The organism is Bacteroides intestinalis DSM 17393 (assembly GCF_000172175.1).
GTDB classification, from domain to species: Bacteria; Bacteroidota; Bacteroidia; order Bacteroidales; family Bacteroidaceae; genus Bacteroides; species Bacteroides intestinalis.
Genome location: NZ_ABJL02000008.1, coordinates 2,292,652 through 2,304,951, shown reverse-complemented (window position 1 = coordinate 2,304,951; position 12,300 = coordinate 2,292,652). Strand labels below are relative to the sequence as shown.

General features: G+C 50.6%; 11 protein-coding genes. 10 read left to right on the top strand and 1 reads right to left on the bottom strand.

The window, feature by feature from the left end:
- Positions 1-83: 83 nt before the first annotated feature.
- The 8 genes from BACINT_RS18855 (at position 84) to BACINT_RS18820 (ending at position 8,560) form a co-directional block, all read left to right on the top strand.
- The gene (locus BACINT_RS18855) at positions 84-302 is read left to right on the top strand and encodes a hypothetical protein (protein ID WP_007666005.1); all 219 of its coding nucleotides are present in this window, start codon (positions 84-86) and stop codon (positions 300-302) included.
- Complete coding sequence (locus BACINT_RS18850; protein WP_007666004.1) at positions 299-1,414, top strand: DUF3575 domain-containing protein; 1,116 nt, start codon at positions 299-301, stop codon at positions 1,412-1,414. The genes BACINT_RS18855 and BACINT_RS18850 overlap by 4 nt, the downstream gene beginning before the upstream one ends.
- A 21-nt stretch (positions 1,415-1,435) precedes the next feature.
- Positions 1,436-2,344, top strand: a complete 909-nt coding sequence (locus BACINT_RS18845; RefSeq protein ID WP_007666003.1) for a FimB/Mfa2 family fimbrial subunit — start codon at positions 1,436-1,438, stop codon at positions 2,342-2,344.
- A 278-nt stretch (positions 2,345-2,622) separates the two neighbouring features.
- Complete coding sequence (locus BACINT_RS18840) at positions 2,623-3,582, top strand: fimbrillin family protein (protein ID WP_044155114.1); 960 nt, start codon at positions 2,623-2,625, stop codon at positions 3,580-3,582.
- A gap of 28 nt (positions 3,583-3,610) precedes the next feature.
- The gene (locus BACINT_RS18835) at positions 3,611-4,507 is read left to right on the top strand and encodes a fimbrillin family protein (protein WP_007665999.1); all 897 of its coding nucleotides are present in this window, start codon (positions 3,611-3,613) and stop codon (positions 4,505-4,507) included.
- Positions 4,508-4,546: 39 nt separating this feature from the next.
- On the top strand, positions 4,547-6,169 hold the full coding sequence (locus BACINT_RS18830) for a fimbrillin family protein (protein WP_007665998.1): 1,623 nt from the start codon (positions 4,547-4,549) through the stop codon (positions 6,167-6,169).
- Positions 6,170-6,370: 201 nt separating this feature from the next.
- On the top strand, positions 6,371-7,849 hold the full coding sequence (locus BACINT_RS18825) for a metallophosphoesterase family protein (protein WP_007665997.1): 1,479 nt from the start codon (positions 6,371-6,373) through the stop codon (positions 7,847-7,849).
- A 249-nt stretch (positions 7,850-8,098) separates the two neighbouring features.
- Positions 8,099-8,560, top strand: coding sequence for an HU family DNA-binding protein (locus tag BACINT_RS18820; RefSeq protein ID WP_007665996.1), 462 nt, complete (start codon positions 8,099-8,101; stop codon positions 8,558-8,560).
- Between the two features lie 178 nt (positions 8,561-8,738).
- Here the strand turns inward: BACINT_RS18820 and BACINT_RS18815 are convergent, their stop codons facing one another.
- The gene (locus tag BACINT_RS18815; RefSeq protein WP_044155366.1) at positions 8,739-9,671 is read right to left on the bottom strand and encodes an Rpn family recombination-promoting nuclease/putative transposase; all 933 of its coding nucleotides are present in this window, start codon (positions 9,669-9,671) and stop codon (positions 8,739-8,741) included.
- A gap of 579 nt (positions 9,672-10,250) precedes the next feature.
- Here BACINT_RS18815 and BACINT_RS18805 point away from each other — a divergent pair.
- Both BACINT_RS18805 and BACINT_RS18800 read left to right on the top strand, forming a co-directional pair.
- Positions 10,251-10,439, top strand: coding sequence for a hypothetical protein (locus tag BACINT_RS18805; protein ID WP_007665993.1), 189 nt, complete (start codon positions 10,251-10,253; stop codon positions 10,437-10,439).
- Positions 10,440-10,537: 98 nt separating this feature from the next.
- Positions 10,538-12,298 (top strand): AAA family ATPase, encoded by a 1,761-nt coding sequence (locus tag BACINT_RS18800; protein WP_007665991.1) that lies wholly within the window; start codon positions 10,538-10,540, stop codon positions 12,296-12,298.
- The last annotated feature ends 2 nt before the right edge of the window (positions 12,299-12,300 follow it).

Genomic DNA, 12,300 nt, shown 5'->3' with positions numbered 1-12,300 from the left:
TGCAATAAAGTCGGGACAAAATGCAATAGTGTTTCATCCGTAAATCGCTTCTTTTGCAGCATGATTTCTAAAGAACAAGAGCGATGAACGAATACATGTATCTTCTTATTGTGGCATTCATTTTTTGTATGGTAATAGCCATTTTTTGCCTCTTCCTGTATTGCCGGAAGATTGAGCGGAAGTGCAACCATTGCATTGCGAAAAGCCTTCGCGAACTGGACCGTATGTTTAAAGAACTGGAACGCATGCAGGTGGAAAGGGAAACTATCGAAAAGATACTTAAAATAAGGATAAACCTATGAAACACTTACAAAGACATCTACTGGTTCTGCTCCTGGCGCTGCTGCCGGGAGTGGCAAGTTTCGCCGGAGAAGCGGCGGACAGTCTCTACATCTTTCGCTTTGTGCAAGGAAAAGATGCGTTCTACGCCCCCTGGCGGGACAACAGTGCGCAGCTCGAAGCACTCCTGACCCTGCTACGTGCACACCGGGAGGCCATTCTTTCGGGCAGCATTCCGGTGCGCGTGGATGGATATTGCACCGGACAGGCTCCGGACGAAGAGAACCGGCGCATGGCTGCCGTGCGCAGCAACCGGGTGAAGTCGGAACTTATCGGACGGGCAGGAGTGACGGAAGCCTGCTTCGTGACCGCCAACCATGCCGTGGAGTACGCAAAAGGAGTGCGGAATGTAGTGACCGTGACGCTGTGCATCCCCGCCGATATCAACGAAGCAAAAGAAGATTTACCCGATGCGACTGACACGGATTTAAAGATTGTTCAGCAGGAGCAGAAAGCTGTTCAACAAGAACAGAAAGCTATTCAGCAAGCCCAGAAGCCTGCCCGGCAAGCGAAGAGCGAAGCGGCAACCCCGGAACAGCCAACACCCACCCGTCGGAAAGAACAATCCCTTTCCCTCCGCACCAACCTCTTGTATGACGCCTTCCTGCTGCCTACCCTTGGCGTGGAATGGCGCATCAGCCACAGCATCGGTCTCAAGCTCGACGGCAGCTTCTCCTGGTGGGGCGGCAATCACGGCAAAGTGCAGAAAGTGTGGCTCGTCAATCCCGAAGTGCGGTGGTATCTGCTGCGCGACAGACGCTTCTACGCAGGCGTCTCCGGCAGCTACGGCGAGTACAACATATATAAGTATCTGCCCGGCAAACTGCTGAAAGGCGACACCGGCTATCAGGGCAAACTATGGAATGCGGGCGTGACGCTGGGTTACCAATTATCCCTCTCCCGCAGTTTCTCCCTCGACTTCAACCTCGGCCTGGGCTATACCCGTTCCGCCTACGACAGCTTCGGCATGACCGACGGCGTGCGCATCCATAAGCAGCAAGGCGGAACAAAGAACTTCTGGGGCCCCACACAAGCAGGCATCAGCCTCGTGTGGACTATCGGAAACAACAAGTAAAACCATCTAAAACCAACGCATATGAAAAGGAACATCAGACAATGTCTTATCGTAGCAGCCACAGCGCTATCCCTTGCCGCCTGCGACGTGAAAGACCCCATCTACAACACCCCGCACCCGGAGCAAGGGGCAATTACCCTCGTTACCGACTGGAGCGGCATCGGCGAGGGACTGACCGCACCCGCAAGCTATACGGTAGAAGTCGGCGGCTACTCCGCCATCCTCACCGGCACCACCAACCTGCTCGAACCTCTTTTTGAACCGGGCAGCTACCACCTGCATATCTACAACACGCCGCAGCACATCACCGTTTCCGGCATCACCGCCACCGTCGCCGGGGCTTCGGGCAATGTGGACGGTGCGGGCCCCTTCGTGCAGGAGATGCCCGGCTGGCTGTTTACGGATGCGGTGGATGCCGTGATAGAGCCCGACACGGAGCAGACATTCACCGCCGTGATGCAGCAGCAGGTGCGGCAACTGACGCTCGTCATCGAGCCTACGGGCAGCACCACGGACAGGATAGAGCACATCGAGGGCTACCTGTCGGGCGTAGCAGGTACGCTGGATTTCTCTGCCGGCATCTACGCCACACCCACAAACGTGGAATTGCAGTTCGCAAAGATAACCTCCGGCGCCAATGCCGGGAAGTACGCGGCAACCGTGCGCCTGCTTGGCATAGCGGGTGAGCAGCAGAAGCTGAACGCCATCATTCGCTTCACGGGCGGCAGCCCCGAAGCCCTGAACCTCACGAGCGACCTCACCACGGAGCTTGCCGCCTTCAACGCCGACAAGCGGAAGCCCCTTACCTTGGGCGGGAAAGTAGTGGAGACGCCTACCGGAGCCGACTTCTCCGCCACCATTACCGACTGGACACCGGGCAACGGCGAGGGCGGTGAAGGCGGCTCGGCGGGAATGGAAACGAACAATTAAATGAATTAAGTACTCTCCATTCTCCTCCTCCTGGGAGGAGGAGTACCCGTAGGGGGAGGTGGTAGGTAAAACAATAAAATACCTATTAATCATAAGAATAAGGAATTCTTTTTTCACCTACCACCCCGCCCTTTGGGCACCCCTCCTCCGACTGGAGGAGGGGAATGAGGTTACTCCACATATCACGCCGCTAAATTATCATTTAGTTACCTATTATTATATAAACTAATTATGAACATTTACTTATCACTATCAATAACACTAAAAAAAGTAAGATTATGAAACTTAGAAACTTATCAATCATTGCCGCAGCAGCCCTTGCGCTTGCCGCCTGCAACAACGACAACGAAGTAATCACCGACAACTGGAACGGCGAAATCCGCCTCACCAGCGGCATCACCTCCCAGACCCGTTCCTACGGCCTCGACACACAGCTTGGCGCAGGCCTGGAAGTATCTGCCTGGGTGGACGACAGCAAAGGCGCCTCCCTCTACCAGAACAACGTGCTCACCGCCGACAGCACCGGCGGCTTCACTTACGCCACCGACATGTACTACATCTCGCCCGACCCCGTGAACATCTATGCCATCCATGCCAACCCTGCCCCGGTGGGAGACAGCTTCCCCGCATCGGTGTCTCACGAAGTGAAGGCCGACCAGACCACGCAAGATGCCTACGCCGCCTCCGACCTGCTCTATTCCACCAAGCGGAACGTGGCCCCCACCGCCTCTAAGGTGGCTCTCACTTTCTACCATTTGCTATCTAAAGTAGAAGTAGTGCTGAAGCGCGGCAACGGCGCCCCCGACCTCACCGGTGCCACCGTGACCCTGGAGAACACCGCCCTGAAAGCCACCTTCACCCCCGAGAAAGGCGTCGATATGAGTAGCCAGCCCGCACGCCAGGCGATGGTAGCCCTCGCTGCCGACCCCAACCCCGCCGCTCCGATTACCATCCCCACGTTGGTGACGACAGACTTTAACGCCACCAATCTCCAGTACGCCGAAGCCATCGTGGTGCCCCAGGAACTAACCGCAGGCACCGTCTTCATCCGCGTGAAGCTGGCAGACAACACGAATTTCGTCTACAAAATCCCCGCCGGAGATGCCTTGAAGCTGGAAAGCGGCAAGCGGTACATCTATAAGATAACCGTGGACTATAAGGAACTGAGGCTGGAAACCGAAATCGAGGACTGGGAAACCATAGGCGCACCCGTAGAAGGCTCTGCATTTCAGGAGTAACCCATAAACAATAAATATAAAGAAAAAAATGAAGAAGACGAACATACCAATATATATAATGTACCTGTGGGCAGCCTTGGTTTTGGCTGCCTGCACAGGCGATGACGACGCGGCATGGCCCGAAGGCGGCGTGCCGCTGGAACTCTACGCCGCCGTAGAGGGATATTCCTCCGCCAACGCCCAGACACGGGCTACCACTGAAAATAGGTGGGAAGGGGGAGAAGTGGTGAGGCTGTGGATTAAAAGTAGCATCTCCAGCGTGCCGAATCAGGAGATATACCTCTTCGTCGATTCCGATGGAAAGCTGATTACAAATGATGTCGCCTGCACCTGGAGAAGCCCGGATGAGGAAAAGACGATTAATGGGAAATATAATTCGCTGGATTCTACTTCTTTCTCTGTACAGGCCGACCAGAGAGATAAAGGATATCAGGATAGCGACTGCATGGCTGCTCCCTACTTCTACATCACCGTAACGTCCCCCGATAAGACCCTCGTCTTCCGCCACGTCACGGCTAAAGTGGTGGTACACCTCAAAGCGGGCAACGGCGTGACCGACGATGAACTGAAGCGCGCCACTGTAACCTTTGAAAACCTTGCGTGCACGGGAGGGAATATCAATCTCAACAATGGAACCGCAGAGCAAGTGCTCCCCGGCACCGACCACATCACCCCCAACGAAGTGACCCCTGCCGCCGCCGACTACGTACGCACCGTGCGCGCCCTGCTTCCTCCCCAAAATATGTTGGGACGGAAGTTCGTGAAAATAGTCATCGGAGGAAAGACCTTCTACTACACCCCCGCCGCAGGCGAAGCGAACTTCTTCAGTGGCAAGATGTACGAGTACCGCCTCACCGTGACCTCGGAAGGTATCAAAAATATCGACATGGAAGAAGGAGGAGGTACGTGGCAGCCGGTCGAGTAGAACAGTAGCAACTAAATTCATCAATAAAAAAGAAACCGTATGAAACAACATCATTCCATATTTCCCCCGGCAGCATCCCTGGCCTGCGCCCTCATCCTGATGCTGGCGGCATGCACGTCCGACGCACTGGACGAACTGCCCCCTGCCGGCACCGACCCCGATGCCCGCCCCCTCACCATCACCGTGAGCGACGGCGGCATGTACGCCACCGGGCAAACCCGCGCCCAGGAACGCGGTTACAGCACCGTCTTCACCGAAGGCGACCGCATCGGCCTCTACGTGGTGAAGGACGGAACCCTGGAGGTGAAAAACCTCTGCCTTACCCTACAGGGAGGCAAGTGGACGCTGCCTGCCGGCACTTCTCAGCTTTTCTACTCACCCGATAAGAGTTATCATGCCTATTATCCCTACCAGAAGGATAACTATATGAACGGCAAGGTATCGCCCGGCGATGAAGACTTCTTTAAGTATGTAGTCGATGAGTGGTCTGTTAACCCCAACCAGAGTACCTACGCCCAATACACCGCCTCCGACCTGATGACGGCCCGTGGCGTGTATAACAACCATACGCTCAGCTTCGCGATGGAGCACCGCATGTCTCTGTTCATCCTTCAGGTGCCTGCTACGAAATATACCTATACCGAAAAGATAGACAGCCGAGAGATTTCTAAGAGTTATTACCGCTACACGGCGGTGATCAGTGAAAATTTATATTGGCAGGAGAACCCCTATACGGCCCGCCTGTTGGTGAACACTAAAAGCCTCGCGCTCTTGGATCCGGGAGCGTATAAGTATTACTACAACGGAGCTAAGGAGACTTTCAAACTTAAGTATTCCCAATTAAATCTTCAGCCCGGAAAATACACCGTCCACACGCTTGACGACAGTAAGGTGACAGAAGAGTTCCGGCCGTTAAAAGCGGGTGACTACTATATGCAGGACGGCAGCATCCTGCCCGGGGATGAAGTTAGCAACCTGTCCCGTGATGAACTACGGAAGAGTTGTCTCGGCGTAGTCTTCTGGGTGGGCGAAATCGAGGGGATACACTGGACGCAGACCGGCACCCTAGCAGGCGACCGCCTGCTGATGCGCGACCATCCGGAGTGTGTGCACGGTATGGTCGTTGCGATGGATGATACCTCCTCTCAGAAGGTGAAGTGGGCCACCGGAAAGGGGGCGACTGAGGGTATTTATGAGTGGGCCGAATCATTCAAGGACTTCACATCCGGAGAGCAGGCCGATTGGGAAGAAATACTGGCATCCGATATAGCTTTCGGTTATTACAGCTCCCGTTTAATGGCACTTTACGGCTCTCGGAACAGCGACACCACCTTTCCTGTCTACGATGCGATAGCCACTTATGCTACCACGCACCCCGCTCCCACAGGTAGCAGCGGGTGGTTCTTACCGGGCAGGAATGAGCTTGCCACACTGTGTTTCGGTGTGCCTACTCGTTTTGCTGACGATTACACGCAACTGAATATGCTCAAAAAAACAATCAATCCCCAGATTGATAAGGCGGACGGTGATAAGCTTACCGGGGAGTATTGGAGCAGCGACGAAACGGGTACTGTTGTCTGGCGTGTAAATCTTGACATCCCCGGGTATGGCGTAAAGCCCAAAACCGATACCTATAAAGTCCGTGCCGTGCTGGCCTTTTAGCGGCCTGCGTGCGGAAGCTGCGAGATAAAACGATTTATTAACCCCCATCCCGCCAAAGAAAGGAGGACACACAGCTACAGGACGGTGTGATAAACCTGGTTATAAGTAGATTAATCAATAAAATCAGTACCTGCCATCATCAGAAAGGAGGTTAATGCAGGTGCTAAAGAATAAAATATAAACCATTAAAAAAAGAATATTATGAGTTACGGATGTTACTTAGAATTGATAAACAGAGCTTTCAATAAGATTGAAATCACTGTTGAACCTACGGACAAGAAAGAATGGGGAAAGCCGGCTATGAATAAAATAACTTACAATCTTTCTGATAATGACTATTACAGACTCGATGAATATGAAATGACCCCCAAAGGTATTCATGTGTTGACGGCTCACGGACATTTTCGTGTCACTATCTCGATTGACGGGGAAAAGGAACAGTTACAACAAGACTTCGACCTTGAAGACGGACGGCATTCCGGTGCTGTTTATAGGTCTTTCATTTACCCGTCATCATCTTCCGGCATGGATTATGCCGTGCTTGTATCACGCGGGAAATATCTGCAATTGTCGAAGAATGCCAAGAAAGAGAGTGGCTTCGTCAATGATAAAGGATGTTACAAATTTGAATTCTTCCGCCTCTCCGCCCGTCGGTTTGGTGTGATGAACGATTATCATTTCGGTGATACTAATTGTGGGAGTCAAGCGTCTGTTGTAGATAAGCTGATCAATTTACAGAAACGTCCTGAATTTATCGTGATGCCGGGCGATTTGTTGGATTGCCCTACTGCGCCTGCCGGGGACGTTAATCCGCTACATTTTCCTGCCGTGCGTGATATATGGGGAAATCTGATTGACGGACTGGAAGAACAGTCTATACCCGTTGCCGACGGACTGGGCAACCACGACTTATGGACAGGGTTTGGCGGTGAGAATGTGAAAGGCGATATTCAACAAAGAAACAAAAAGCGGATAGCGGAAGGCAGCTTGTTTCTTCCATACGGCATTAGTACTGCGGATAATGCAGCTAATTATGGGAACAAAGGTTATCACTACACATGGTTTTTTCCTCTGGAAAAGAACGGAAAGAAAGTGCTGGTTGCATTTTTTATGCTAAACAATTTGCCGGGCAATGCAAACCGCACTGATCCGGGAGATACGGGACACGGTCATGATGAGGGAACCTATGCATTCGGCGCCTTGGACTATCTCAAAGCAAGCATGCAGACGATGGCATGCATGCCAGATTATGATTACAAGGTGGGCATCCCCATGTTCCATATCAACTATGGATGTGATGTGAACGGTGATACGCATGGTAATCCGGAGAGATGGTGGACATACGCCGACAAAAAGGCTTTAAAAGATGTTTTAGATAAAGCTCCAATAAAAATCGTGACGGCTTTCTTCGGCCATGAGCACGTTCGTTCTATAGAGAAGCAGACACTTTATATCGGAGATCGTAAGGACCCGGCCAACAAAACAGAATATTCCGGTTATCGCTGTGCCTGCTCTATTGATAAGCCACGTCTCAATATCATTGATTTGGAATTGGTGGAAGAAAACGGGCACTGTAAAATTAAGATTACACCTCGATTTATAGAAGTTGCCAAATTGACTTCTACGGATGATTGCTTGCCGATGATAAAAGAAGAACTGCAAAGCTGTATCGAACTATAGTGAGGAAGTCCGCGCCGCTCCGGATGTTTTTCATCCGGCGGTCATTGCGTATAAGGATTTTTGAATCCTGTTTTCTTCTTCTATTTCTATCCGGTACCCCGGTTTTCCCGTGTCTCCGACAAGGCATTCTCGAGTCGGCGACATGACCGCCCCGAGTCGGCGACAAGAGCGCGTCGAGTCGGCGACACGGGAAAACGGGTTCCGGTTCATTTATTTATTCATTTATTAACACTTAAAACAATCAGAATTATGCCATTTTGGAAAAAGATGCTTAATCAGAAACAAGCGGTTTACTACCCCCGCGCGATAGTGCAGGGCAAACCCGTGGAAACGGAGACCATTGCCAAGGACCTGGCAAAAATCTCCACAGTGAGTAACTCCGACGTTCAAGCCGTGCTGGGCGACATTGCAGGCGTGATGCACACCCGCATGAGCCAGGGCAAGAGCGTCCACATCAAAGGACTGGGCTACTTCCGCTACGTGCTCGACACCACCGGCGTGAAGGACCTCAAGGACTTCGACTTCGAAAAGCAGGTGAAAGCCGTCCGCGTGGAGTTCGTCCCTGAACGCACCCGCCTCAGCAGCGGCGCCTACACCCGCGCCCTGGTGGACAGCGAACAACTGGAATGGATTGAACTTTCAGCCACCACCGAAGACCAGGACCCGTCGCATGGCGGCGATGGCGGGATTGAAGAAAATCCGCTGGGATGAGAAAAAGTCCGGAGCGGTCACCGGACTTATTTTATGAACACAGGTTTAAGAATAATGGGAATCGGGGGTTGGCATTCAGGGGGCATTTGTAAAAAAACTACGCTGGAAAACAGAACGTCCCGCCTGCTTCTCAAAAAACGAAAATCGGGCGAGACGAAAATGAATAATATCTTGCTATTTATAATTCTTCTATGTCTTTGATGGCTAAACCCGTCACCTGGTGGATGACTTCGGAGGAGATATTCAAGGCTTTCATCGTACGGGCATTCTCTATGTTTTTCTCCTGCTTTCCTTGCTCAAGCCCTTCTGCAAGCCCTTCTTGTCTTCCTTCCTGTCTTCCTTCCTGTCTGCCTTCTTGTCTTCCTTCCTCTCTACCTTCCTCTGCCGCCGTACTCAGCACATCATTCTGAATCATTACGGCATTGATATGTTCGTCATACGCCAGTTGTTCCGCCCTGTCCATATTGTAATAAATCAGTTTTTGGCGTGCTTCTTCCAGCCCGGGAGCTTTCGTATCGGGGCGGATGATGCCGGTCTTCAGATATTCTATCCACTCCTCAAGCGGGGTGACGGCCACCTTGTTGAACTCATTCACTCGAATCAGGAAATATTCGGGGAAGATTTCGGCAGGCAGCTTGCGCACGATGGCGTCTTTTTCTTTGGTGGTGACCTCCAGAAAATCGCCCGTATGCACGCCCACAAAGGAGTTCTGACCGTGGTACAAGTAATCGTTTCCCTTGCCAATGTCGAAATAGAGAATGCTGATGGAGTACACTTTCTTCACTTCCGAGTAAAGTTCTCCCAGCTCAATATGCTCCGTGATGGCCTTGGCAACGCCGAAGAGGATGCGCTCCAAGTAGTATATCTCGCGCGTGTTCTGCACTTCAACGATGATGATTTCGTCCTTGCTGTTGCGCGCCTTGATGTCCACACGGTTGAATTTGTCGTTTTCACGTTGCTGGTTGCCCTCGCTTTCCAGTATCTCGACGATGCGGATAGGCTCGCCCAGCAACACGGTGAGGAAACCTTCGAGCACGCCGAAGTTGGCCTTGTTGCGTAGCAAACGCTTCACCGCCCAGTCAAATCGTATATACCTGTCTTTCTGTACCATAACTTCTGTTTTTTTCTGCTTACGTACAAAGGTAAGCATAATTTCTGTTTCCAACGTGTCGGGAAGCGATTATTTGTTTGATTCATTTTTACGCAGTTATGATGCACCACAGATTACACAGATTTACACAGATAAGGAAAGATATCTCTGATTATTAATAAATTAAATCTGTGCTAATCTGTGTAATCTGTGGTGAAATAATTCATTTCTGCACGAATATGAACCAATCGTTATTTGTTGTCTTGCTGAAATAGTGAATCGGATTAAATATCATCGGCAAATGAAGGCTTTTAATAATCGCCCTGCGTATTTTAGAATCATAATTTCTTTTGAGATAAGGAACTATATTTTCAAATATATCGTTTTTCATCTCCCTTCTAAGTGCGAAAGGACTCATTGTTCTTGTTATCATTTTTTTAGTGATTGATATTGCGGCCGCAAAGGTAGCCAAAACAAACCGCAATTAACCAGGTTAATATGAATTTCAACTACTGATTGGCATGAATAACTATTTTATATCGGGTTTGTTGTATATTGGGGATAAACCTGTATCTTTGTTACATTAAAAAACAGAGCGTTATGGACAATACATTAAAGCTGACCGAAACCTATTGGGAAATGCTAAAGTCACTGAATGATGATATAAAATTGCGATTAGCCACCCGGTTGACCGCTTCTGTTATTGCCGGTAAAGATGCCCGCAAAAACAGGACTGATGAGATGATAGAAAAGCATCTCGGTAAATGGAAGGATGAAAGAAACTATTGATTGTATTATGGTCACGGAAAATGTGAAGCATCTTAATAGGATAGAGAATATTCAAATAGAAAATTGGATTACTTTTTAAAATAGCAGGAGGACAGAAAATGGACCCAATGAAATACATAGTACCCGGCAGAAAACGTCTCCCTTACGGCATGATGAACTTCGCGGATATTCGCCTCGACAATTATTATTATGTGGATAAAACCCGCTTCATCCCCATGATAGAGGAGGCGGACCGCTTCTTCTTCTTCATCCGCCCCCGCCGCTTCGGCAAGAGCTTGACGCTGAACCTACTGCAACACTACTACGACGTGCGCACCCGCGACCAGTTTGAGGCACTCTTTGGTGACCTCTACATCGGGAAGCATCCCACACCGGACCGCAACAGCTATCTGGTGCTATACCTCAACTTCTCCGGCATCACCGGCGAGTTGAACAATTACCGCAAAGGACTGGATGCGCATTGCCAAATCTGTTTCGACTTCTTCTGTGAGGTGTATGCCGACCTTCTGCCGCAAGGCATCAAAGAAAAGTTGGACGCAATAGAAGGAGCTGTCAACCAGTTCGACTTCCTTTATCATGAGTGCGAGCGTGCCGGGCGGGATATTTATCTCTTCATCGACGAGTACGACCACTTCACCAACGCCATCCTCGCCGACCCCGAAAGCCTGCACCGCTATACCAACGAAACGCATGGCGAAGGTTACTTGCGTGCTTTCTTCAACAAAGTGAAAGCGGGAACTTACTCCAGCATCAAGCGTTGCTTCATCACCGGTGTAAGCCCCGTGACGATGGACGACCTTACCAGTGGATTCAACATCGGAACCAACTATTCCCTCACGCCGGAGTTCAACCAGATGATGGGATTCACGGAAGAGGAAGTGCGGGAAATGCTGACCTACTATTCAACCACCAGCCCCTTCAATCACACCGTTGACGAGTTGATAGAAATCATGAAGCCGTGGTATGACAACTATTGCTTCGCACAGAAAAGCTACGGTGAAACCACGATGTACAACTCCAACATGGTGCTTTATTTCGTAAAGAACTACATCATGGGCGGTTATGTCCCGGAAGATATGATAGAAGACAACATCCGCATCGACTATGAGAAGTTGCGTATGCTCATCCGCAAGGACAAAGAGTTTGCCCATGATGCTTCCGTCATCCAAACTCTCGTGAGTCAAGGCTTCATCACCGGCGAACTGAAGAAAGGATTTCCTGCCGCCAGCATCACCAACCCCGACAACTTCGTGAGCTTGCTCTACTATTTCGGCATGCTCACCATCAGCGGAATGCATAGAGGAAAAACCAAACTGACCATCCCCAACCTGGTGGTTCAGGAGCAACTCTATACTTATCTACTGAATACTTACAACGATGCAGACCTGAGTTTCAGCAGCTATGAAAAGAGTGAACTGGCAAGCCAACTCGCTTATGATGGCGACTGGCAAGCCTACTTCGGCTACATTGCCGACTGCCTGAAGACGTATGCCTCGCAACGCGACAAGCAGAAGGGCGAGTTCTTTGTTCACGGCTTCACCCTTGCCATGACCGCGCAGAACCGCTTCTACCGCCCCATCTCCGAACAGGACACGCAAGCGGGCTATGTAGACATCTTCCTCTGCCCGATGCTGGACATCTACTCTGACATGACGCACAGCTACATCGTGGAACTGAAATATGCCAAGTACAAAGACCCCGAAACCCTTGTGGAAAAACTCCGTCAGGAAGCCATCGCCCAAGCCAACCGCTACGCTGATACCGATACGGTGAAGCGTGCCATCGGCAACACCCAGTTGCACAAGATTGTGGTTGTATATAAAGGTATGGAAATGCGGGTGTGCGAAGAAGTTATTTAATC